Raw genomic sequence first — 22036 nt, 5'->3', positions numbered from 1 at the left:
TTTGAAAAAAGTATGACGCCCCGTACCGGTAAGGTACGGGGCGTCGTGCAGTTTTTACAGCGGGCCGGGGCGGGGACCGCGGCCCAGTGCCTTGTACAAAAGGTTCACCAGTTGGGTGCGCTCGTCGGGGGTCAGGTTGGCCAGTGCCTGCTCATCCCAGTCAAAAAAGACCTGATGGCTGGCGGCAAAGGCCTGCTGCCCTTTCTCGCTCAGGGTCAGCCGATAGGCCCGGCCGTCCTTCTCGCGGTGCAGAAACCCGCTCTCCACCAGCTTGAGCACCGTGCGCTGGCTGTGCCCCCAGTCCAGATGCAAAGCGGCGGTGAGCTCGCTCTGGGTGCAGCCGGGATGCTTACCCACATAGATCACGAAAAACAGCGTGCCGAAGCTCAGGCCCCACTGGTTCAGCCGCCCGGAGGTATAATGGCTGAACCGCCGGTAGAGCACCGTACAGGCATAGGAAAAGGTGCGGAACATAGACGGGACTCCTTTCTTGCTGAACCCCAGTATAGCATCTTGAACTTGTCTTGGTCAAGTAAAAAACTGCGGCAAAATCCGGCAGTTCTCATTTTGCTTTCATCTTTTTATGGTATCATAGTAAAAAAGACGAAAGGGGACAGGAGCCATGCGGATCCTTGTGGTGGAAGACCAGCCCGAGATGAACGCCCTGCTGGTCAAACAGCTGAAGGCGGCCCAGTACAGTGTGGACAGCTGCCTGACGGGCACCGACGCGCTGGATTATCTGGCGGGAGGCGAGTACGACGCGGTGATACTGGACATCATGCTGCCGGGGGTGGATGGACTGGAGGTGCTGCGCCGCCGCCGGGCAGCCGGGGACAAGACGCCGGTGCTGCTGCTCACGGCCCGGGACGGCATCGACGACCGGGTGCGGGGCCTGGACAGCGGCGCCGACGATTACCTGGTCAAACCCTTTGCCCTGCAGGAGCTGCTGGCGCGGCTGCGGGTGCTCATCCGCCGCCGGGCGGACCAGGTCAGCGACGTCATCACGGTGGCGGACCTGCAGGTGGACTGCATCGCCCGCACGGCCTCCCGGGGCGGGCAGGGGATCGCCCTGTCGGCCAAGGAGTTCGCCGTGCTGGAATATCTGGCCCGCAACGCGGGGGTGGTGCTCTCCCGGGAGCGGATCAGCCAGGGCGTCTGGAACTATGACTACGAGGGCGGTTCCAACGTGGTGGATGTCTACATCCGGTATCTGCGCAAAAAGATCGACGAGGGACGCCAGCCCAAACTCATCCACACGGTGCGGAGCGTGGGTTACGTCCTGCGGGAGGAAGTATGAAGCGTTTATCCATTACCCTGCGGGTCACGCTGCTCTATGCGGTGTTCATGGTGCTGCTGGCGGGGCTTTCCCTGGGGTTTCTGTTTCACGCGGGAGCGCAGTCGGCCCGGCAGGCCACATTGGACCGGATGCAGACCATGGCCGAGGACAGCCGCAAGGAACTGGAGGCCAAGGACGGGGAACTGGAGATCGACCGGGACCTGGAAGCCTTCGATGACGGGGTCTATCTCTCGCTGTACGACACGGCGGGGGTGCCCCTCTACGGCTTTGTGCCCCGGGCGTTCGACAACTCGGTGATTTTCGACGACGCCTCCCTGCGCACGGTGGAAAGCGGCGGCCGCACCTGGTATCTCTACGACGAGCAGATCACGGTGGAGGACTACGGCCCGGTGTGGGTGCGCAGCATCGCAGCGGCCGATGCGGTGGATTCCACCCTGGGTACCCTGTGGCGGGCGGCACTTCTGGTGCTGCCGGTGTTTGTGGTGCTGGCGGCGGTGTGCGGGTATCTGCTCACCCGGCGGGCCTTTGCGCCGGTGCGGCAGATCACCCAGACTGCCCGGGAGATCGGGGCGGGGAATGATCTGTCCCGCCGCATCGGTCTGACCGGCCGCAGGGATGAGATCTACACCCTGGCCGCCGAGTTTGACGCCATGTTTGCCCGGCTGGAGGAGGCCTTCGACCGGGAGAAGCAGTTCACCGACGATGCCTCCCATGAGCTGCGCACCCCCACGGCGGTGATTCTGTCCCAGAGTGAGTACGCCCTGGAGAACACCGACCCCCGGGGCGAGACCCGCGCGGCGCTGGAGAGCATCCACGCCCAGGCGGCGCGGATGGCGTCCCTGCTGTCCCAGCTGCTGATGCTGGCCCGGGCGGACAAGGGCCGCCAGGTGGTGCAGCAGGAAAACGTGGACCTGAGTGAGCTGGCCGGGATAGTGGCCGAGACCGAGGCGGAACAGGCGGCGGCCCGGAACATCACGGTGGAAACCGACCTGGAACCAGGTGTGACGGTGCAGGGGGATGAGACGCTGCTCATGCGGCTGCTCATCAACCTGACCGAGAACGCCATCCACTATGGCCGCCCCGGCGGCCACGTGAGGCTGACGCTCCGCCGGCAGGACGGCGAAGCGGTGGGCACGGTGGAGGATGACGGCATCGGCATTGCGGCAGAGGACCAGGACAAGATCTGGCAGCGGTTCTGGCAGGCGGACCCCGCCCGCAGCGGCGGCGGGGCCGGGCTGGGGCTGTCCATGGTGCGGTGGATCGCCGAAGCCCACGGCGGCCGGGTGACGGTACAGAGCCGGCCGGGCAAGGGCAGTGTTTTCACCTTTTGCATTCCCTGCGAAAAAAGTGAGAAAGTTTAATGTGGCTTTAATCTTTCCCGGGTATACTGAAAGCACAACAAAACAAACCACACCTGATGCAAAGGAGGAAATACAGATGAAAAAATCTACCCTGATCTTCGTGGCGACCGCCGCTCTCTCCGCTCTGCTGCTCACCGGCTGTGCCGAAGCCGCCGGTTTCAACGGTCTGCGCCAGCAGGCCACCCCCGCCGCCACCGACACCCCCCAGGACGCCGTGGATGTGGCGCCCCAGGCTACGGCCCAGGCGCCGGTGGCTGCCCCGGCCAGTGAGCCCACGGCGGGCATCGCGGGCAGCGCCGATCCCAACAGCGGCTACATCTCGGAGGACGCCGCCAAGGCCACGGCGCTGGAGCACGCGGGGCTGGCCGAAGCTGATCTGCAGGCCGTGCGTATCAAGCTGGACTACGACGACGGCCGGGCGGTCTACGATGTGGAGTTCCTGAAGGACACCGCCGAGTATGACTACGAGCTCGACGCCACCACCGGGGAGATCCTCTCCTACGACTACGACGCCGAGAACCTGACCGCCCAGACGACCACCGGCAGCCCGGTGACGGCGGACCAGGCCAAGCAGATCGCTCTGAACCACGCCGGTGTGGCGGAAAGCGACACCCGGGCCATGGAGCTGGAGACCGACCGGGATGACGGCCGCACGGTGTACGAATTCTCCTGGAAGGTGGGCTTCACCGAGTACGACTACGAGATCGACGCCGACACCGGCGCCATCCTCAGCTACTCCCAGGAACAGGACTGAACCACAGCCAAAAGGCGCCCTGCGGGGCGCCTTTTTGGATTGACAGGGCATTTCCGGGCGGGTAAGATAAAATCAGAAAAAAATTCGGGCGGCGATGAATGGATCGGCCCCGCCGGTTCGTATTCCAGGTGAAAGGCAAATTGACCCTGACTTCACAAGGAGGAACCGACTATGAAACGAACTGCCATCATGATTGCCGCCACAGCCCTTGCCTGCACGGTGGGCGCCACCGGGGTGTGGGCCGCCGGACCGGGCCGCAGCGCCATGCAGCGCGCCTGCACCACAGCCCAGTGCCTCTTTACCGATGAAAACGGCGATGGCGTTTGCGATTATCGCGCCGACGGTACCTGCCGCTATGACGCCGATGGCGACGGGGTCTGTGACCATGCCGGACAGGGCCGGTATTTTGTGGATGAGGACGGCGACGGCGTCTGCGACAACCGGGGCACCGGCTGCCACGGCAACGGCTGGGGCTGCCGGGCGTAAGGACGACAATGGGGGAGTACGATGCGCAGCGAACAAGAGGTCAACCGGGCGGTGGAGCGGTATGCCGACACCGTGCGGCGCATCTGCCTGGTGCACCTGAAAAACTACGCGGACACCGAGGACATCTTCCAGACGGTGTTCGTGAAATACCTGCTGCACACGGCGCCCTTTGCCTCCCCCGAACATGAGAAGGCCTGGATCATCCGGGTGACCATCAACGCGTGCAAGGACCTTTTGCGCAGCGTGTTCCGGCGGCGTACCGTGCCGCTGGACGAAGCCGCGGAACTGTCCGCCCCGCCGGAGGAACACCGGGCGGTGCTGCAGGCGGTGCAGGGGCTGCCCGCGGCCTACCGGGACGTGGTGTATCTGCACTACTACGAAGGCTACACCGCCCCCGAGATCGCACAGATCCTGGGCAAGAACGTGAATACCGTCTACACACGGCTGACCCGCGCCCGCGGGCTGCTGCGTCAGGCGCTGGGAGGTGACGACGATGCATGAGGAACTGCGCGCTGCATTTGACAGCGTCCACGCCGAACCGGAACTGAAGGCGGCGGCCCGTGCCGCGGTGGCCCGGCGGGTACGGCAGCGTCACAGCCCGGCCCGGCCGGTGGGTCTGGCCCTGGCCACGGCAGCCTGTGCGGCGGTGGTGGTGCTGGGCGGCCGGTGGCTCTACTTCACCCCCACGGCCCACATCAGCATCGACATCAATCCCTCCCTGGAGCTGGGGGTCAACCGGTTCGACCGGGTGATCTCGGTGCAGGGCTGGAACGACGACGGCACCGCCCTGGCCGAAACGGTGGAGGTGACCAACCTCTCCTACACCGACGCGGTGGAGACCATCCTCGCCACCGACACCATCGAAACACTGCTGGGGCAGGACGCCGTGGTGGAGATCGGGGTCATCGGGGACGACGACACCCACTGTGAACGGCTGCTGGCGGGGGTGCAGGCCTGCACCGACGGGCAGCAGAACGCCCACTGCTACCGGGCCGGTACTGAGGAGGTGGAACAGGCCCACGACTGCGGGCTTTCCTACGGCAAATACCGGGCCTATCAGGAGCTGGCGGCGCTGGACCCCTCCGTCACGCCGGAAGCGGTGCAGGGCATGACCATGCGGGAGATCCGCGACCGCATCGCAGCGCTTTCGGGCGATGGGACCACCCAGAGCACGGCCGAAACCCCGGCAAGCTGCGAAAATCCTGCCCCCCAACAGGGGAACGGCCACCACGGGGGCAGCCATCACGAGGAATAAATCAAAAAGCGCACACGGTGAAAACCATGTGCGCTTTTGCCGTTCAGTTGTCCCACACAAATTGAGGCTTGTCCGCCAGGGGGAACACCCGCAGACCGTCGCCGGTCAGGGCGTCCTCGGTCATCCGCACGGCGTGGAGGCAGCCGCTGTCGTAGGTGTGGTAGTAGTAGACGCCCTCCTGCCCGTCACAGCAGCAGGCGTAGGTGGTCTCATCACAGCGGCCCTCGGGGGTCACCACGCTGCCCCGCACCATGGAAACGGCATCCAGAATGTGGAAAAACTGGCTCACCTGCCCGGCCCGGTCCTCGGGGAACGCTGCATGGTGGCGCAGGAACGCCGCCTTCACAAACCGGGACATGGGGGAGGCGTCCCCCGGCAGTCCCAGGGCGCCCAGCCCCTGGCCGTAGACCGCCAGATCCAGGGCGGGGGCAAAGGTGTTCTCCGGCGTGCGGGGGGAAAGATGCCGGTAGTTGTTCAGATTCATGACCTGGTGGGGGTAAGGCGGATTGTTGGTCAGCACGCCCGCGGCGTCGTCGTAAAAGTGCAGCCCGTCCGCCAGGGGTTCCATCACAAAACCGCCGTCGGGGCCCGCCACCTGCCAGTGCAGCGCCGCCAGGGGGAACCCCGGCGCAAAGGGAATGGCTGCCAGCCGCACGGTGGCCAGCAGCGTTCGGGCCTCGGCCGCTGTGGCACAGCTGCCCAGCACCAGGGGGATCAGCTCGTAGGGCGCCAGGTTCAGCAGGGCAGGGTCGGGCTCCTCAAAATAGACGGCGTTGCCGGGAAAATACAGCCCCGCCATATACAGTCCCTTCTCATTCACCGCCTCGGCGTAGAGCGGGGTGTCCCGGGCTACGCTGGCCATGCCGATCATCCCGTAATGATGGGACAGCGGCTCCCGGTGATGAAAGGTGAATTCGTGGTCCCGGGGCGTGATGACCACCTGCTCCCCGAAATGGTACTCCAGATCCAGATTGCGGCCGTACAGCCCGCGATCCCAAAACGCAACGCTGGTACACATGATGATAGCCTCCTTGTTGGCTTTTCTTACAGTATACCCGCGCCGGGTCCGCCCCACAATCCCCCCACAAAAAAGTTACACTTTCCCCTTGACAAGGCGGACAGAGCGGCCTATACTATACATCAAGAAATTTTGATGTGAGGTGCAACCCATGGATTCCTACGAGCAGGACGCCAAAATCTTCAAGGCGCTGTGCGACCCCAGGCGGCTGGCCATCCTGGAGCAGCTGCGCAGCGGCGAGAAGTGCGCCTGCAAATTGCAGGAACCCCTGGCGCTGACCCAGTCGGGGCTTTCCTACCACATGAAGATCCTCTGCGAATCGGGGCTGGTGCTGGCCCGGCAGGAGGGCAAATGGACCCACTACCGCCTGAGCGCCGACGGCCAGGCCCGCGCCGTACAGCGTCTGCTGGCCCTGACCACCCCCAACGCCGAGGCGCCCGCCTGCGGCTGCTGCGGGCAGTGACCTTTTTGCCGCGCTGCGGCATTTTTTTGCGGCCGAAACATCAAAAAATCTTGATATGATAAAAGGGGGACTTCCCAATGAATCTCTGGCTGTTTTTCCAAAATCAGGTGCTGGGCATGCAGTGGCTCAACGCCCTGGTGGGCAAACTGCTCACCGCTGTGGGACTGGACACCGCCTCCCGGCTGGGCGGCAGCGTGCAGTTCTTTCTCTATGACACCATCAAGATCACCGTCCTGCTGCTGGTGCTGATCTTCGCCATCTCCTGGGTGCAGAGCTACTTCCCGCCGGAGCGCAGCCGCCGCATCATGGGGCGGTTCCACGGGATGGGGGCCAACACGGTGGCGGCCCTCCTGGGCACCGTCACGCCCTTCTGCTCCTGCTCCTCCATCCCCATCTTCATCGGCTTCACCGGGGCGGGGCTGCCCCTGGGCGTCACCTTCTCCTTCCTGATCTCCTCCCCCATGGTGGATCTGGGCAGCCTGGTGCTGCTCACCGGTGTTTTCGGCATCAAAGTGGCCGCCGCCTATGTGGTGCTGGGTCTGGTGGTAGCGGTGGCCGGCGGCACCCTCATCGAATCCCTGCATATGGAAAAATACCTGGAACCCCTGGCCCATGCGGGCGGCGGTGTGGACCTGGATGCCCCCACTCTGACCACGGCGGACCGGCTGCAGTATGCCAAGGGCCAGGCGCTGTCCACCTACCGCAAGGTGCTGCCCTATCTGCTGGTGGGCGTGGGTGTGGGAGCCGTCATCCACAACTGGATCCCCCAGGCCTGGGTGGAAACGGTGCTGGGCTCCGGCAATCCCTTCGGCGTGCTGGCGGCGGTCATCGTGGGCGTGCCCATGTACGCCGACATCTTCGGCACCATCCCGGTGGCCGAGGCGCTGTTGGCCAAGGGCGCCCAGCTGGGCACCGTCCTCTCCTTCATGATGGCGGTCACCACCCTGTCGCTGCCGTCGCTGATTCTGCTGCGTAAAGTTGTCAAACCCAAGCTGCTGGCGCTGTTTATCGCCATCTGCGTGGTGGGTATAGTCATCGTGGGGTATCTTTTCAACGCCCTGCAATTTGTTCTGATCTGATTTCAGGAGGTATACATCATGAAACTGTTTGGCAAAAAAGAATCCGTACAAACCGAAACCGGCAACGAGGACGTCAAGGTCCTGGGAGGCGGCTGCGCCAACTGCCGCGCGCTGGAAGCCTCGGCCAAGGCGGCGCTGGCAGAACTGGGCCTGCCCCAGGAAGTGGGTCATATCACCGATTTCAGCCAGATCGCGGCCTGCGGCGTGCTGCACACCCCGGCCCTGATGGTGGACGGCAAGGTGGTGGCCAGCGGCCGGGTGCTGTCCAAGGAGGAAGCCAAGGCCCTGATCGAGAAAGCGCGGAACCAGGCATGAGCGGCAAACCGAAAGTGGCCTTTGTCTGCGTGCACAATTCCTGCCGCAGCCAGATCGCCGAAGCCCTGGGCCGCCTGCTGGCATCCGACACCTTTGAGAGCTACTCTGCCGGCACCGAGACCAAGCCCGCCATCAACCCTGACGCCGTGCGGCTGGTGAAGGCCCGGTACGGCGTGGATATGGCGGCCACCCAGCGCAGCAAGCTGCTGGAGGAATTGCCGCCGGTGGACATTGTCATCACCATGGGCTGCAACGTGCAGTGTCCCGTGCTGTCCTGCACCCGGCGGGAGGATTGGGGCCTGCCCGATCCCACCGGCCAGGACGACGGGGCGTTTACCGCCGTCATCGACGAGATCGAACGCCGGGTACTCCGGCTGCGGGCGGAACTGCGCGCCGCCGATTGACGCCAACCTCGGGGCGTGTTATACTGGATTCATTCCAGAATAACACAAGGCAGGCAACTGCAATGCATCGTCCTATCTAAAAGATTTCCATACCGCACCCAAGGCGCCGGAGCCCGGCGCCTGTTTGCCGTGCGGAAAAGGAATCTTTGGGAAAGGACGATTTTTTCGTGAAACGCAATATCTATCTGCTCTATGCCATGACCTTTCTGCAGGGCATGGTGTTTTACGGCGCCATCTCCACCCTGTACCGGCAGGCCCAGGGAGTGTCTATTTTTGAAATCACCCTCATCGAGAGTATCTCCTTTGCGCTGAGCATCGCCCTGGAGGTGCCCTGGGGCGTGGTGGCGGACCGCATCGGCTACAAACGCACGATGATTTTCTGCTGCTGGGTGTATTTTCTGTCCAAGATCATCTTCTGGCAGGCGTCGGATTTCGGCGGTTTCCTGGCCGAGCGGGTGCTGCTCAGCGTGGTCATCGCCGGGTTCTCCGGGGTGGATACCAGCATCCTCTATCTCTGCGCCGGGCAGGAGCGCAGCCAGCATGTCTTCGGCGTTTACAACAGTCTGGGCATGGCGGGGCTGCTCACCGCCTCGGCGGTTTACACCCTCTTCATCGGGGAAAATTACCGCCTGTCCGCCCTGCTCACGGTGTTCAGCTACGGGACGGCGGCGCTGCTCTCCCTGGGCCTTGTGGAGGTCCACCCCGCCCCCGAAAAGAAGGAGGCCCGGGAACCCTTTGCCGCCACCCTGCGGGCGACCCTGACCACCCCGGGACTGCTGGCTTTCCTGCTGGCGGTGGGGCTGCTCACCGAAGTCCACCAGACCGTCACGGTCTTTCTCAACCAGCTGCAGTACGAGCGCTGCGGCATGGGCAGCACCGCCATCGGCGGGGTCTACATCGCCGCCACCCTGCTGGGGCTCTGCGGCACCTGGTCCTCCGCTGTGACCCGCCGTACCGGGGGCCGCCGGGCGGCGGTGCTCTTCACCCTGGCCCCGGCGCTGGCCTGCATCGTGCTGGCTCTTACCGACCGGGCGGTGCTCTCGGTGGGGAGCATCTGGCTGCTGCGGGTGTCTGACAGTCTGTTCCAGCCCTTCCAGGCCCAGCTGCAGAACCGCCAGGTGCACACCGCCAACCGTGCCACCGCGCTGAGCATCCATGCCATGATTCTGGATACGGTGGCCATCGGCAGCAACCTGACCTTCGGTGCGCTGGCCCAGTGGGACCTGCGGCTGGCCTTCGGCTACGGGACCGCGGCGGGGCTGGGCGCCCTGGGACTGTTTGCCTACTGGCGGCGGAAAACCAACCTGGTATAATCGATGCAACAGGGACAAGAACTTGCCCCTGTTTTTTTGTTGACAGAGTCGGTCTATTGTGATAGACTAAAAATGAAAAAAGACCATCCATCGAAAGGAGGAAGTACCATGTCTGTACAGGAACCGCTGCGTCTGGCGGAAGGGGAATACCGTTTTGCCTGCCTGGTGTGGGACCACGAGCCGCTGCCCAGCGGAGAACTGGTGAAGCTGGCGGCCGAGGCGCTGGGCTGGAAGAAGAGCACCACCTACACGGTGCTGAAAAAACTTTGCGAGCGGGGCGTGCTGCAGAATGCAGGGGGCACGGTGACCAGCCGGGTGGCCAAGCAGGCCGTCCAGTGTGCCGAGAGTGCCGCCGTGGTGGACAAGACCTTCGGGGGGAGTCTGCCGCGGTTTGTGGCGGCGTTTTTGAGCGCCAAGCCCATCAGCGATGCCGAAGCGGCCGAGATCCGTGCCCTGCTGGATGCCGCCCACGACAAGGAGGGGTGACCCATGGATGAACTGGTACTCCGCTTTTTGCTGCTCAGCCTGTGGGGCGGGGCGGCCACGCTGGGAGCACTGGCGGTCAGCACGGTGCTGCGCCGTCTGCACACCCCCAGCCGGCTGCTCTGCTGGCTGTGGCTGGCGGTGGGGCTGCGGTTTGCCCTGCCCTGGGGCATCCCGCTGACGCTGCCCCGGCCCCGGAACGAAAATCTGGCCCAGGCCGCCGACACGGTCCAGGCCCTGACCGAAGGCCCCGCCCCGGTGGTGCTGCCCGCGGTGCAGGCCCCGGCGGTGACGGCAGCGGCCGTGGCGCCCTGGTATACCCGGCTGACGGTCTGGCATCTGCTGGCCGCCGTCTGGGCGGTGGGGGTGCTGGTGCTGGCGGTGCGGGCGGTAGCCGGGTATGTCCGGCTGCGCCGCACGGTGGCCCTGGCTTGCAAAACGGAAGACGGCTGTTACAGCGGCAGCTGCGTGCCCGCGCCCTTTACGCTGGGCATCTTCCGGCCGCGCATCTACCTGCCCGCGGCCCTCACGGGGGCGGCCCGGCAGGCGGTGGTGCTCCACGAGCGCACCCATCTGCGCCGCCACGATCCCCAGACCAAGCCGCTCTACTATGCGGTGGTCTGTCTGCACTGGTTCAACCCCCTGGCCTGGCTGGCCTTCCGCCAGTTGGAGCGGGAGATGGAATCCGCCTGTGACGAGGCGGCCGTCCGCGGCTGCGATGCCGCCGCCCGCAACGCCTACTGCGAGAGCATCCTGCAGTACGCCCTGCAGGGCCGGATGGCGCCGGGATCCCTGGCCTTCGGGCAGGGCAGCGTCAAAAAACGTATCGTGCATCTTCTGCACTATCGCCGGATCGGTGCGGGAGCGCTGCTGGTCTGTGCGGCGGCGGTGGGGCTCAGCGTCACCGCCTGCATGATGCAGCCCCAGGTGGAGGAAGCCACCCCCGAGACGGCCGAACCGGTCCCGGTGGAAGCCACCGCCGAGACCCCGGACACCCCCGAAACGGCGGTGACCTTCACGGCCAACACGGCGGGGCTGCCCAACCTGAACGACCCCGAAAACAGCCCGCGGTTCCTCTGCCCGGTGGAGTATACGTATATCAGCCGGTTCATGGACAACATTCACCGGGGGGATGATCTGATCGCCGACAAGGGTACCCCGGTCTATGCGGCCCAGGACGGTGTGGTGACCTACGCCGATTACCAGTACAGTTATGGCAACTGCGTGGTCCTGGACCACGGCACCGGGCTGGACGGCAACCGCTGGACCACTTTGTACGGCCATATGGACGACTACACGGTGGAAGAGGGCCAGACGGTCAAAGCGGGGGAGCTCATCGGCCATGTGGGCAACACCGGCAACTCCACCGGCCCGCACCTGCATTTCGAACTGCTGTGCAACGGTATCCCGGCCCAGCCCCGGTATTTCACAGCCTACCAGGAGGTGGATACCCGGACACTTACGGCCAAAGTGGTACAGGAGCAGGAAGACCGGGAAAGCCAGGCATGGATTGAAATGCTACCGTCCATGCAGGAAGAGTTGCAGAAGAAACAGGACGAGCTACAGGCTTTGGTGGACGACCTGGCGGCCGGAACCACCGACCAGGAGCAGGACCTGGCGCAACAATACCGGGATCAGATCAGTGTGCTGGAACAACAGATTCAGTCCGTCGAGGCCGAAATTCAGTGGCGGCAGGAAAGAATCGAAATGTTGCAGCCCCAGCAGGAACAAGCCAAGGAGTCTGCCCAGTCCGCCCAGTCCCAGCTTCAGCAGCAGATCGAAGCCGCCCAGTCCGCCGGCAACACCACCGACCCGGCGCTGCAAGCCGGAGAGGAGGCTGCCCGCCGGAACCTGGAGCAGGCCCAGAGCCAGCTGGACAGCTATCTCGGCACGGGCTCCGCCCAAAACGGATGAGACGGTAGCAAGTTGCCCGAAACCTCAAAAAGTTGACATTTTTGCCGCCCGGGTATATCCTTGTATAGGATAGGAGTGGCAAACAATGCAACAGACAAAACAACATACAGTCGCCCGTTGGGGGTTCTATCTGCTGGGCATGGTGCTGCTGGCGCTGGGCCTGACGCTGAACACCAAGACGGGTCTTGGGGCATCGGCCATTGTGTCGGTGCCCTTTACGGTGAGCCAGGCGACGGGCTGGAACTTCGGCGACCTGACGCTGGTAGTCTACTGCCTTTTTGTGGTGGCGGAGTTTATCCTCAAAGGGAAAAATCGCCAGTGGATCGACGTGCTGCAGATTCCGCTGAGCATCGTCTTCACCCGGTTCATGAACCTCTTCGCGGGGGCGATTCCCTACAAGAACGGCAACCTGCCCGCCGACATCGCCCTGCTCATCGTGGCCATCCTCTTCACCGGGGTGGGCGCCGCCATGACGGTGGCCATGCAGCTCATCCCCAACCCCGGCGACGGCATCGTGGGCACCATCGCCCAGCTGACCGGCAAGGAACTGGGCTTCTGCAAGAACTGCTTCGACGTCGGCTGCGTGACCATCTCGCTGATCATCGGCCTCTGCTTCGGCAATCTGCTGCTGGGCGTGGGTCTGGGCACCCTCATCTCCATGGTGGGGGTGGGCCGCGCTATTGCCGGGTTCAACTACCTGTGCAAGCGCCCGTTGCTGCGCGTCACCGGCATGGACCGGCAGTGATCCCACACAAAACAAACCGGGAGACAACCCACAAAGGGGTTGTCTCCCGGTTTTTCTTATACGCCCCGGCGCCGCCAGATGCATTCCACCGCATAGCGCACGGCGTCGATGTGGTGGTTGTTCACGTCGGGATAGCCGGGCAGCACCTCGCCGGTGCGGTCGTCCCGCTCGTACTCGTACTCGCTGAACTCCGCCGCCGTGGCGGGGCACCGGGCCGGGTCAATGACGATGGACGCCAGCCCCTGCAGCCACTTCATGCTCTCCCGCACACTGCCGGGCCCTTTCACGGCGGCGCGGCAGGGCAGGCCCGCCGCCCGGTAATCGGCGCAGGATTTGGGCTCGGCGGCATCGGCGGTGAGCAGGCCGCCGTCGTCGCCGCCCACCCCCCGCTCCACCAGCAGCCGGGCGGTGTCCCGGTTGGGGGTGCGGGTGCGGGTCAGCTCGTCAAAGATCACCAGGGTGCGCCGCGCCGCATCGTAGGAGACCGCGTTGTACGCCCAGGGGTCGGGGTACCAGCCCCAGTCCACCCCGTGGTACAGCCGGTCAAAGGAGGCAATCTCCTCGTCGGGGACCTCCCGCAGCGTCAGGTTATCAAACACCGCTGCGCCGCTGCCCACCACCTCGCCGCCGTACTCGTGGCGGTAGGCGTCGGGGTTGGTCTTGCGCAGATGCTCTGCATCCGCCCAGAACCGCTCCCCCAGAAACTGCCGGGGCAGATCCCGGTAGGTGGAATGGTGCACCAGCTTGCCCGGCCGGGGTTCCAGCACATAGCGGTTGACCCAGCTGCGGGCCATGGCCGGCGGGTTGAAACTTTTCAGCGTCAGCGTCCAGTCGCCGCCCCGCAGGATGCTCTGCTCCACGCTGCGCACCTCCTCCGGCCCGTCGAACTGGTCAAGCTCCTCAAACCAACAAAGTCCTACCGCACCAAAGGGTACTTTCAAACTCTTGAGCTTGCCCGCGTCGTCCAGGCCGAAGAAGAGGATCTTCTGGCCGGTGGGCAGATAGGTGCACTCCATGGGGCTGACGGTACAGCGGAAATACCCCGAACAGCCCAGCGCGCCGATGGCCCAGACGATCTGGCTGTAAACGCTGTTGCGTAAGGTGCCTGCCACCTTGCGCAGCACCACGGCGTGACAGTTCGGGTGACGCAGCAGCTGGTAGACAAGCTCCAGGGAAAGATAGCTGGACTTGCCGGAACCCCGTCCGCCCTTGGCCACCACCTCCTGGACGGTGCCGCTGCGGATGGCCGTATGCACCGGCCAGAACACCGCCGGAATGATCTTTTTCAACTGTACGCGCACAGTGCGCCTCCTTTACGATTCGTCTACGATGACCACCCCCTCTGTGGTCTGGCCGTCGCCCAGGCCCAGATGCTTGTACAAAAGCTCCAGCGCCCGCAGCTTGTCGGCTACCTTGATGGCCTGCCCGCCGCGCTCGGCACCGGGTTCGGCAAAGGCGATGTCCGCCAGTTCCCCCAGCACATGCTCCGGCGTTACCTCATGCACGCATGGCATCCCTCCTTCCGGACAAAACAGGGGCCGCGGACGGGGTACCGGCCGTTCCCGCATGCCCTGTTTAATCTTTATTTTACTACCTAAGGTTGTGAAATACAATGAAGTTTTGGGAAAACCTGCCGCCGCAAAAATATTTTCGGCGGGGTGTTGCGCCGGGGCACGGCAGGCGGTACACTAAATATAAAAGGGTGCGTTCCGCAACGGCCCGGACCCCAAAACCGAAAGGAGTTTTCCCATGAAGACGACCAAACCGGAACTCAGCTGGCTGACCGACCCGCAGGTCTTTGCGGTCAACCGGCTGGCAGCTCATTCCGATCATATCTGCTACCGCACGGCGGCGGAAGCTGCCGCCCGCCGCACCAGCCTGCGCCAGAGCCTGGACGGCGAATGGCGGTTCTGCTGGAGCCCCAACCCTGCTGCCCGTCCGGCGGATTTCTGGCGCCCGGACGCCGATCTTTCGGCCTTTGGTACCATCCAGGTGCCGGGGCACATCGAACTGCAGGGCTACGGCGAACTGCAGTACACCAACACGCTGTATCCCTGGGATGGCCGGGCCGCTCTGCGCCCGCCCCAGATCGACTGGGACAACGCCCCGGTGGGCAGCTATGTGACGGAGTTCACTGTGGACGAGGGACTGCGGGGCCAGCGGGTCTGCGTGAGTTTCCAGGGCGTGGAGCAGGCGATGTATCTGTGGTGCAACGGCGTCTTTGTGGGCTATGCCGAGGACAGCTTCACCCCGTCGGAATTTGACCTCACCGACTGCCTGCAGGAGGGGACCAACCGCCTCTGCGTGGAGGTACACAAACGGTGCAGTGCCTCCTGGATCGAGGACCAGGACTTTTTCCGGTTCTCGGGCATCTTCCGGCCGGTCTACCTCTACGCCAAGCCCAAGGTGCACCTGGCAGACCTCTGGCTGCAGGCAGGGCTGGAGCAGGACAACCTCACCGGCACCCTGACCCCCCGGGTACAACTGGAGGGGGAGACCGAGGGCGCCCGGGTCACGCTGCGGCTCACCGACAGCGAGGGCTATGCCCTCTACGAAGGCCCGGTCACGGGGGACACCCTGGAACTTCAGGGCGTACAGCCCTGGAGCCACGCCACCCCCACCCTCTACCACGCCGAGCTCACGGTCACCGACCGGGAGGGCACCGTGCAGGAGGTGGTCCCCTACGACATCGGCTTCCGCCGGTTCGAGATGGTGGACGGCGTCATGTGCCTGAACGGGGAGCGGGTGGTCTTCAACGGAGTGAACCGCCACGAGTGGAACGCTGAGCGGGGCCGCGCCATCGGGCCGGAGGATATGGACGCGGCCATGGAAGTTTTCCGCCGCAACAACATCAACGCGGTGCGCACCTGCCACTATCCCAACCAGAGCCGGTGGTACGATCTGTGCGACCGCAACGGCATCTATATGATCGACGAGACCAACCTGGAAAGCCACGGCAGCTGGCAGAAGCTGGGGGCTGTGGAACCCAGCTGGAACGTGCCGGGCAGTTTGCCGGAGTGGAAAGACTGCGTGGTGGACCGGGCCCGCAGCATGTTTGAGCGGGACAAGAACCACACGGCGGTTCTGATCTGGTCCTGCGGCAACGAGAGCTATGCCGGGGAGGACATCCTGGCCATGACGGAATTCTTCCACCAGCAGGACCCCGGCCGGCTGGTGCACTACGAGGGCGTCTTCCACAACCGGGATTTCGACGCCATCAGCGACATGGAGAGCCGGATGTACGAAAAGCCCTGGAACATCCGGGACTATCTGGAATCCAAGCCTGCCAAGCCGTTCATCCTGTGCGAGTACATGCACGATATGGGCAACAGCCTGGGCGGCATGGAGAGCTACATCCGCCTGGCGGAGAAATATCCCCAGTACCAGGGCGGGTTCATCTGGGATTACATGGACCAGGCGCTGTGGCACACCGATGCCCTGGGCCGCCGGGTGCTGGGCTACGGCGGCGACTTCGGCGAGCGCACCACCGACTACAACTTCAGCGGCAACGGCATCGTCTACGCCGACGGCGCCGAAAAGCCCGCCATGCAGGAGGTCCGCTACTGGTACGCCGACGCGGCGGACCGTGCAGCCCAGGATGCCCGCAACGATGCGGCGGCCAAAGCGGCAGACACGGCGCTGGCTGCGTCCTGGGAGGCCCGTGCCCGGCAGCCCCTGACCGTCACCGAGGGGGACGGCAACCTGGGCGTCAAAGGTGATGGGTTTGAGATCCTCTTCTCCTACACGGAAGGCGGTCCCTCCTCCCTGCGGATCGGCGGCACCGAATGGCTGTGGCGGGCCCCCCGCCCGGCGGTCTGGCGGGCTGCCACCGACAATGACCGGGGCTGCGGCTTTGCCCAGCGCAGCGGCGCCTGGCTGGCGGCGGACGCTCTCTCCAAGGCCGGTCAACCGGAAGTGGTGGTGGAAGCGCCCGACCGGGTGACGGTGGAATACCGGTTCCCGCTGGTGAGCGTGCCGGGGGCCGAGGCCGTGCTCCGCTACACAGTGCTGGACCAGGGGGCGCTGGAAGTGGAGGCGGTCTACCACGGCGTGGAGGGCGCTCCGGAGCTGCCCTGCTTCGGCGTGCGCTTCCAGACGGCGGCGCCGGTGGCGGCCACCCGCTGGACCGGTCTTTCGGGGGAGACCTACCCCGACCGGTACAAGGGCGCCGACTTCGGCTGCTTCGAGGAAGTGCCCCACATCGAACCCCACCTGGTTCCTCAGGAATGCGGGCTGCACTGGCAGACCCGGCAGGCGGTACTGCAGCAGCGGGATGCCCGCGGCCGCACTACGGCTTCGCTGACGCTGCAAAGCTGCGGAGAACCCTTTGCCTTCAGCGCCCTGCCCAACACGGCGGAAGAACTGGAGGCGGCCCAGCATCCCTGCGAGCTGCCGGTCACCGGCCGCACCGCCGTGACGGTGCTGGGAGCCAGCCGGGGCGTGGGCGGCATCGACAGCTGGGGCACCGACGTGGAGGAAGCCTACCGGCTGGACGGCAGCCGGGAATACACCGTTCAGTTCCGTATTCTGCTGCGGTAAAAATGAATACAAAAGAAGAAGGAGCGCACCCTTGCGGGTGCGCTCCTTCTGTATGGGGGAAAAAACGGGAGTGTCAATCTTCGGTGTGCAGGAACCAGGCGAAGCCGTAGGGATACAGCTCCACATCGTTCAGGTCGTCCCGGTGGCCGCCGTACATCAGTTCGTCGTAGGGGCCCTTCTCCCAGGAGGACACATGCACAAATTCCGGGCTGAAGTTGAAGAAAGCGATGAGCTTGTGGCCCTGATACCACCGGCCCACGCCCAGCACATGGCTACTGCCGGTGTCGAAAGTCCAGACGTCCGCCTGGGCGTCAAAGGCTTTCTCTTCGGCGCGGATGGTCTCCAGCCGGCGCAGACCCTCGAACTGTTTGCCCTGGCGGGTGGTGGTGTCGTGGCGCAGTTCGGCCAGATCCCACTGGAAGTTGCCCCGGTGGATGTACCGGCTGTCGTCCCACTTTTCGGGATCGTCGTGGTAGGTGTAGTCGTTGAGCTGGCCGATCTCGTCGCCGCTGTAGAGCACCGGGATACCGCTCTGGACCAGCATCCAGGCGTGGAGCATCAGGTCACAGGAGATGGCCCGCTCCATCTTGAAGGGGTCTTTCTCGAAGTCGGCGGCCTCCACACCGCACAGCGAGGCGGTGGTGCCGCACAGCCGGGCGTCGCCCAGGGTGGGGTCATCATTGTAGAGCTCGCCGCGGCTGTCACTGCCGGGCCATTTGCCGGTGAACCAGTCGTTAAGGTACTTCTTGTGGGCTACCTCGTTGGTGCCGAACCGGGCGCCCAGCCAGGGGTAATCCAGGCCCCAGCCGATGTCGTCGTGGCAGCGCAGGTAGTTCAGGAACAGGAAGTCCCGGGGCAGGGCGCAGACGGTGTCCATCTGGTGGCGCAGCAGAGAAACGTCCGCCGTGGCCAGGGAGTTCCAGGTGGTGGCCATGGTGGTGACGTTGTAGAGCATGTGGCATTCCGGCTTTTCCGGCGTGCCGAAGTAGGGCACCACCTTGGCGGGTTCCATGACCACCTCGCCCAGCAGCAGGACGCTGGGGCAGACGATCTCGCAGACCATCCGCATCATCCGCACCAGGGTATGGACCTGGGGCAGGTTGCGGCAGGAAGTGCCCAGCTCTTTCCAAATGTAGGGCACGGCATCCAGACGGATGACGTCGATGCCGCGGTTGGTCAGGTAGAGCAGGTTCTCCGTCATGTCGTTGAAGACCACGGGGTTGGCGTAGTTCAGATCCCACTGGTAGGGGTAGAAGTTGGTCATGACCACCTGCTGGCAGTCGTCCAGCCAGGTGAAGCTGCCCGGTGCCGTGGTGGGAAAGACCTGGGGCACCGTCTTCTCAAACTCGTTGGGGATGTCCCAGTTGTCGTAGAAGAAGTAGCGGTCCCGGTAGCCCGGCTCATTGGCCCGGGCCTTGCGGGCCCATTCGTGGTCCTCGCTGGTGTGGTTCATGACGAAGTCCAGGCAGAGGCTCATTCCCTTTTCCCGGCAGGCATCGGCCAGGTGTTCCAGGTCGTCCATGGTGCCCAGTTCCGGCTGCACGGTGCGGAAATCCGCCACTGCGTAGCCGCCGTCGCTGCGGCCCTTGGGGCTCTGCAGCAGCGGCATCAGGTGCAGGTAGTTCACCCCGCATTCCTGGATGTAAGGCAGCTTCTCCTCCACCCCTTTCAGGGTGCCGGCGAAAGCATTGGTATACATCATCATGCCCAGCAGATCCCGGCGGCGGTACCAGTCGGGGTTTGCCTCCCGGGCGGCATCCTGGGCGCGCAGGGCGGGCTTGCGGTCTGCCCAGGCCCGGCGCAGCATATCCACACAGTAGTCAAAGGCCTGCATGTCGCCGTGGTACAGCTCGCAGTACAGCCATTTCAGTTCATCGTAATGGCGGGCCAGCCGGCGCTCAAAGGCGGCGTCATCCTCGGCGCTGCTCGTGGCCGGAGCGGCTTTCAGCGCCTCCTTCTTGGGGGCGGCTTTGAGTTTCTCCTGCTTCGGGGCCGCCTTGAGCTTCTCCTGCTTCGGGGCCGCCTTGAGCTTCTCCTGGGCGGGGGCTGCGTGGAGCTGCTCCTGTTTCGGAGCAGCTTTCAGCTTTTCCTGCGCCGGAGCGGCCTTCAGGGCAGGCTGGGCTTCCGCCTTGGGCGCTTCCGCGGCGGCCGGGGTGGCCTTGGGGGCTTCGGTCTTTTCCGGTTCGGCTTTCGGGGCCTCCGCTTTGGGGGTGGTTTCCTTTACGGGTTCCGCCGGTGCCGGGGCGGCCGGTTTCGCGGGGGCCTTGGCACGGGCGGCGGCCGCCTTCGCCGCAGCCGCTTTTCTCTTCTTTGCGGATTTCATACAGGATTCCTCCTTATCGTATCACACACGCACCAGATGCAGCTGCACGCTGGGGAAGTCGCCCACCAGCTGGGTCAGGGTGCATCCGGCGTACATCAGGGTGCTGCCGCTGTAGACGGCACCTACATAGCGGTCGGTGGCGGCGGCGCCGCTCTCCGGGGTGGAGGTGGTGCCGTACAGATGCAGGCTCTCCACCCGGTACAGGGCGTCCTCCTCCAGGCCCCGCAGGCAGATGTGCAGCGGGCGGGAGTTGGCCTCCGGATGGGTCAGCACCAGACTGACCAGAGATTCCTTGTCGGTGACAGTCTGCCAGGCGGTGTACCGGTGTTCCTCGATGGGGTTGCTCAGGCGGTAGTACCGGCCGTTCTGCAGCACATCGTACAGCTTCTTGAAGGTCTCGATCTGTTCCTTGACCTGTTCGCATTCCTCGTCGCTGAGTTTGCCCAGGTCCAGTTCGTAGCCGAAGGTGCCGCTCATGGCCACCACGGCGCGGGTCCACAGCGGGGTGGAACGGCCGGTCTGGTGGTTGGGGCAGGCCGAAACATGGGCGCCCATGGCCGACACCGGATACCCGAAGGAGGTGCCGTGCTGGATGGTCAGCCGCTCGATGGCGTCGGTGTCGTCGCTGCACCAGATCTGGGGGAAGTAGGCCAGCATGCCCGCGTCAAAGCGTCCGCCGCCGCCGGCACAGCCTTCAAACAGCACGTCGGGGAAGGCGGTGGTCAGCCGGTCCAGCAGCCGGTAGACGCCCAGCATGTAGCGGTGGGCCACTTCGCCCTGGCGTTCGGGGGGCAGGGCGCGGCTGTAGACGTCCGACATGTTGCGGTTCATGTCCCATTTGACGTATTCGATGTGATGGTTGCGCAGCAGATCGCTGAGCACCTCGGTGATGTAATCCACCACCTCGTCCCGGCCGAAGTCCAGCACCAGCTGGTCGCGGCCCATGGCGGGGTCCCGGCCGGGCAGCGTCAGTGCCCAGTCGTGGTGGGCACGGTAGAGGTCGGAATCCTCGCTGATCATCTCAGGCTCGATCCAGATGCCGAACTTCATGCCCAGGGCGTTGATCCGCTGGATCAGCGGATCCAGGCCGCCGGGCAGTTTTTTCTCGTTGACGAACCAGTCGCCCAGGCCGCTGTTGTCGTCATCCCGCTTGCCGAACCAGCCGTCGTCCAGCACCAGCATCTCCACGCCCAGGCTGGCGGCCTTCTCGGCGATCTTGCAGATGGTGTCGGTGGTGAACTGGAAGTAGGTGGCCTCCCAGTTGTTGATGAGCACCGGGCGGCGGGTATAGCGGAAGGGGCTGCGGCAGATGTTGCGCCGGATGAAGTGCTGGTAATGCTGGGACAGGGTGGTCAGACCGTCCGAAGCGCAGCCCAGCAGCACCTCGGGGGTGGTGAAGGCCTCGCCGGGTTCCAGCTTCCAGCTGAACCGCTCGTCATGGATGCCGGTGACCACACGGGTGGAACCGTTCTGGTCCACCTCGATGTCGGTGCGGTGGCTGCCGGAATAGACCAGCATGACGCCGTAGCACAGCCCGGCGGATTCGGTGGTGTCGCGGTCACAGAGGATCACGAAGGGATTGTGATGATGGCTGGAGGCACCGCGGGTGGAGGAGACCGTCTGAATGGCGTTGGCCAGCGGGGTGCGCTGCATCTGCCGTTCCATGGCGTGGCGGCCGTGGAAGTGGATCATATCCCACCGGCCGAAGGGCAGGTCCAGGCACATCGAAGCAGCCTTTTCCAGGCGCAGGGTGTGGGTACCGTTGTTGCGCATTTTGGCGGCGCGGGTGATGATGTCCTGATCGGCGAAGACGCCGTAGTACAGGTCCAGCTCCAGCCCGGTGACCAGGTCGCGCAGGGTGACGACCAGGGTCTCGGCGTCGCCGTCCTCCGCGTGGGCACAGGGCAGGCCCTCCAGGGCATATTTGCCGCTCTCGATGCGGTGCGAGACATAGACAAAGTCCGCACCGGCCGCACCGGTCTCATCCCGGACCACCACACAGGATAACCGGAAATCGCCCACATTGCAGCCGGTGTACTCCTGGGGGAGCACATCGGGGGAAACGCCGCGCTCGCGGCGGCAGGCATAGTAGTCCGGGGAGAAGCCGTGGTCGGCGGGGGGATACAGTGCGCTCAGGCTGCCCTGGCCGATGCTGCGCCCGTAGTACAGGTGCAGCAGATGGCCGCGCTCATCCACCTGCATGTGGTAGCTGGTGTGTGCGGTCTCCAGCGCGAAAACGCCCGTGGCGGTGTCGAATTGAATACCCATAAAAGGACCTCCTGAAAAA

21 protein-coding genes are annotated in these 22036 nt (G+C 64.6%); 15 read left to right on the top strand and 6 right to left on the bottom strand.

Features of this window, described 5'->3' with window-relative positions:
* Positions 1-54 precede the first annotated feature (54 nt).
* A complete protein-coding gene (gene bilQ, locus NQ490_RS05385) occupies positions 55-474 on the bottom strand; it encodes a bilirubin utilization transcriptional regulator BilQ (protein WP_007045462.1) in 420 nt (139 codons plus the stop codon).
* Between the two features lie 148 nt (positions 475-622).
* Between bilQ and NQ490_RS05380 the strand changes: the two genes are divergently transcribed.
* The 6 genes from NQ490_RS05380 to NQ490_RS05355 all read left to right on the top strand — a co-directional run bounded on the left by NQ490_RS05380 (position 623) and on the right by NQ490_RS05355 (position 5153).
* Positions 623-1297, top strand: a complete 675-nt coding sequence (locus NQ490_RS05380) for a response regulator transcription factor (RefSeq protein WP_007045461.1) — start codon at positions 623-625, stop codon at positions 1295-1297.
* A complete protein-coding gene (locus tag NQ490_RS05375; protein WP_007045460.1) occupies positions 1294-2658 on the top strand; it encodes a sensor histidine kinase in 1365 nt (454 codons plus the stop codon). Before NQ490_RS05380 ends, NQ490_RS05375 begins: the two co-directional genes overlap by 4 nt.
* Positions 2659-2734: 76 nt before the next feature.
* A complete protein-coding gene (locus NQ490_RS05370; protein ID WP_007045459.1) occupies positions 2735-3412 on the top strand; it encodes a PepSY domain-containing protein in 678 nt (225 codons plus the stop codon).
* Between the two features lie 171 nt (positions 3413-3583).
* On the top strand, positions 3584-3898 hold the full coding sequence (locus NQ490_RS05365) for a hypothetical protein (protein ID WP_007045458.1): 315 nt from the start codon (positions 3584-3586) through the stop codon (positions 3896-3898).
* A gap of 21 nt (positions 3899-3919) precedes the next feature.
* On the top strand, positions 3920-4399 hold the full coding sequence (locus NQ490_RS05360; protein ID WP_007045457.1) for an RNA polymerase sigma factor: 480 nt from the start codon (positions 3920-3922) through the stop codon (positions 4397-4399).
* Positions 4392-5153: an anti-sigma-I factor RsgI family protein gene (locus NQ490_RS05355; RefSeq protein ID WP_259951658.1), complete on the top strand. Its 762-nt coding sequence runs from the start codon at positions 4392-4394 to the stop codon at positions 5151-5153. Before NQ490_RS05360 ends, NQ490_RS05355 begins: the two co-directional genes overlap by 8 nt.
* 43 nt (positions 5154-5196) lie before the next feature.
* On the opposite strand, the gene bsh is transcribed toward NQ490_RS05355, so the two are convergent.
* A complete protein-coding gene (gene bsh / locus NQ490_RS05350) occupies positions 5197-6171 on the bottom strand; it encodes a choloylglycine hydrolase (protein ID WP_040917354.1) in 975 nt (324 codons plus the stop codon).
* Positions 6172-6322: 151 nt separating this feature from the next.
* Here bsh and NQ490_RS05345 point away from each other — a divergent pair, with 151 nt between their 5' ends.
* The 8 genes from NQ490_RS05345 (at position 6323) to NQ490_RS05310 (ending at position 12887) form a co-directional block, all read left to right on the top strand.
* The gene (locus NQ490_RS05345) at positions 6323-6634 is read left to right on the top strand and encodes an ArsR/SmtB family transcription factor (protein ID WP_007045454.1); all 312 of its coding nucleotides are present in this window, start codon (positions 6323-6325) and stop codon (positions 6632-6634) included.
* Between the two features lie 77 nt (positions 6635-6711).
* Positions 6712-7713 carry a permease gene (locus NQ490_RS05340; RefSeq protein ID WP_007045453.1) on the top strand — a complete coding sequence of 334 codons (1002 nt, stop codon included), beginning with the start codon at positions 6712-6714 and terminating at the stop codon, positions 7711-7713.
* A gap of 18 nt (positions 7714-7731) precedes the next feature.
* Entirely contained in the window at positions 7732-8028 is a 297-nt protein-coding gene (locus tag NQ490_RS05335; protein WP_007045452.1) for a thioredoxin family protein, read from the top strand.
* Entirely contained in the window at positions 8025-8432 is a 408-nt protein-coding gene (locus NQ490_RS05330; RefSeq protein WP_007045451.1) for an arsenate reductase ArsC, read from the top strand. Before NQ490_RS05335 ends, NQ490_RS05330 begins: the two co-directional genes overlap by 4 nt.
* 167 nt (positions 8433-8599) lie before the next feature.
* Positions 8600-9745 carry an MFS transporter gene (locus tag NQ490_RS05325; protein WP_147644623.1) on the top strand — a complete coding sequence of 382 codons (1146 nt, stop codon included), beginning with the start codon at positions 8600-8602 and terminating at the stop codon, positions 9743-9745.
* Between the two features lie 108 nt (positions 9746-9853).
* Complete coding sequence (locus NQ490_RS05320) at positions 9854-10231, top strand: BlaI/MecI/CopY family transcriptional regulator (RefSeq protein WP_040917353.1); 378 nt, start codon at positions 9854-9856, stop codon at positions 10229-10231.
* A gap of 3 nt (positions 10232-10234) precedes the next feature.
* On the top strand, positions 10235-12142 hold the full coding sequence (locus NQ490_RS05315) for a M56 family metallopeptidase (RefSeq protein ID WP_259951657.1): 1908 nt from the start codon (positions 10235-10237) through the stop codon (positions 12140-12142).
* 85 nt (positions 12143-12227) lie between these two features.
* Complete coding sequence (locus NQ490_RS05310; protein WP_007047870.1) at positions 12228-12887, top strand: YczE/YyaS/YitT family protein; 660 nt, start codon at positions 12228-12230, stop codon at positions 12885-12887.
* Between the two features lie 56 nt (positions 12888-12943).
* Here NQ490_RS05310 and NQ490_RS05305 read toward each other — a convergent pair whose 3' ends face one another.
* On the bottom strand, positions 12944-14188 hold the full coding sequence (locus NQ490_RS05305) for a PBSX family phage terminase large subunit (RefSeq protein WP_007047869.1): 1245 nt from the start codon (positions 14186-14188) through the stop codon (positions 12944-12946).
* A 12-nt stretch (positions 14189-14200) separates the two neighbouring features.
* Complete coding sequence (locus tag NQ490_RS05300) at positions 14201-14392, bottom strand: terminase small subunit (RefSeq protein ID WP_040917859.1); 192 nt, start codon at positions 14390-14392, stop codon at positions 14201-14203.
* A gap of 244 nt (positions 14393-14636) precedes the next feature.
* Here NQ490_RS05300 and NQ490_RS05295 point away from each other — a divergent pair, with 244 nt between their 5' ends.
* Positions 14637-17426 carry a glycoside hydrolase family 2 TIM barrel-domain containing protein gene (locus NQ490_RS05295; RefSeq protein ID WP_007047866.1) on the top strand — a complete coding sequence of 930 codons (2790 nt, stop codon included), beginning with the start codon at positions 14637-14639 and terminating at the stop codon, positions 17424-17426.
* A 73-nt stretch (positions 17427-17499) separates the two neighbouring features.
* Here NQ490_RS05295 and NQ490_RS05290 read toward each other — a convergent pair whose 3' ends face one another.
* On the bottom strand, positions 17500-19749 hold the full coding sequence (locus tag NQ490_RS05290; protein ID WP_007047865.1) for an alpha-amylase family glycosyl hydrolase: 2250 nt from the start codon (positions 19747-19749) through the stop codon (positions 17500-17502).
* Positions 19750-19770: 21 nt separating this feature from the next.
* Positions 19771-22017, bottom strand: coding sequence for an alpha-galactosidase (locus NQ490_RS05285; protein ID WP_007047864.1), 2247 nt, complete (start codon positions 22015-22017; stop codon positions 19771-19773).
* Positions 22018-22036 lie beyond the last annotated feature (19 nt).

Origin of the sequence: Subdoligranulum variabile, assembly GCF_025152575.1 — a bacterium.
Taxonomy (GTDB): Bacteria; Bacillota; Clostridia; order Oscillospirales; family Ruminococcaceae; genus Gemmiger; species Gemmiger variabilis.
Note: the sequence above shows the minus strand (reverse complement) of the source record. Positions and strands in the feature narration are given on the sequence as shown.

What these genes read in the sequence shown, in the direction of transcription:
- NQ490_RS05290 (WP_007047865.1), bottom strand. Translation starts at nt 19,749, where the DNA reads ATGAAATCCGCAAAGAAGAGAAAAGCGGCTGCGGCGAAGGCGGCCGCC.
- NQ490_RS05315 (WP_259951657.1), top strand. Translation starts at nt 10,235, where the DNA reads ATGGATGAACTGGTACTCCGCTTTTTGCTGCTCAGCCTGTGGGGCGGG.
- NQ490_RS05295 (WP_007047866.1), top strand. Translation starts at nt 14,637, where the DNA reads ATGAAGACGACCAAACCGGAACTCAGCTGGCTGACCGACCCGCAGGTC.
- NQ490_RS05340 (WP_007045453.1), top strand. Translation starts at nt 6,712, where the DNA reads ATGAATCTCTGGCTGTTTTTCCAAAATCAGGTGCTGGGCATGCAGTGG.
- bsh (WP_040917354.1), bottom strand. Translation starts at nt 6,171, where the DNA reads ATGTGTACCAGCGTTGCGTTTTGGGATCGCGGGCTGTACGGCCGCAAT.
- NQ490_RS05310 (WP_007047870.1), top strand. Translation starts at nt 12,228, where the DNA reads ATGCAACAGACAAAACAACATACAGTCGCCCGTTGGGGGTTCTATCTG.
- NQ490_RS05285 (WP_007047864.1), bottom strand. Translation starts at nt 22,017, where the DNA reads ATGGGTATTCAATTCGACACCGCCACGGGCGTTTTCGCGCTGGAGACC.
- NQ490_RS05360 (WP_007045457.1), top strand. Translation starts at nt 3,920, where the DNA reads ATGCGCAGCGAACAAGAGGTCAACCGGGCGGTGGAGCGGTATGCCGAC.
- NQ490_RS05380 (WP_007045461.1), top strand. Translation starts at nt 623, where the DNA reads ATGCGGATCCTTGTGGTGGAAGACCAGCCCGAGATGAACGCCCTGCTG.
- NQ490_RS05375 (WP_007045460.1), top strand. Translation starts at nt 1,294, where the DNA reads ATGAAGCGTTTATCCATTACCCTGCGGGTCACGCTGCTCTATGCGGTG.
- NQ490_RS05370 (WP_007045459.1), top strand. Translation starts at nt 2,735, where the DNA reads ATGAAAAAATCTACCCTGATCTTCGTGGCGACCGCCGCTCTCTCCGCT.
- NQ490_RS05355 (WP_259951658.1), top strand. Translation starts at nt 4,392, where the DNA reads ATGCATGAGGAACTGCGCGCTGCATTTGACAGCGTCCACGCCGAACCG.
- NQ490_RS05335 (WP_007045452.1), top strand. Translation starts at nt 7,732, where the DNA reads ATGAAACTGTTTGGCAAAAAAGAATCCGTACAAACCGAAACCGGCAAC.
- NQ490_RS05365 (WP_007045458.1), top strand. Translation starts at nt 3,584, where the DNA reads ATGAAACGAACTGCCATCATGATTGCCGCCACAGCCCTTGCCTGCACG.
- NQ490_RS05330 (WP_007045451.1), top strand. Translation starts at nt 8,025, where the DNA reads ATGAGCGGCAAACCGAAAGTGGCCTTTGTCTGCGTGCACAATTCCTGC.
- NQ490_RS05320 (WP_040917353.1), top strand. Translation starts at nt 9,854, where the DNA reads ATGTCTGTACAGGAACCGCTGCGTCTGGCGGAAGGGGAATACCGTTTT.
- bilQ (WP_007045462.1), bottom strand. Translation starts at nt 474, where the DNA reads ATGTTCCGCACCTTTTCCTATGCCTGTACGGTGCTCTACCGGCGGTTC.
- NQ490_RS05345 (WP_007045454.1), top strand. Translation starts at nt 6,323, where the DNA reads ATGGATTCCTACGAGCAGGACGCCAAAATCTTCAAGGCGCTGTGCGAC.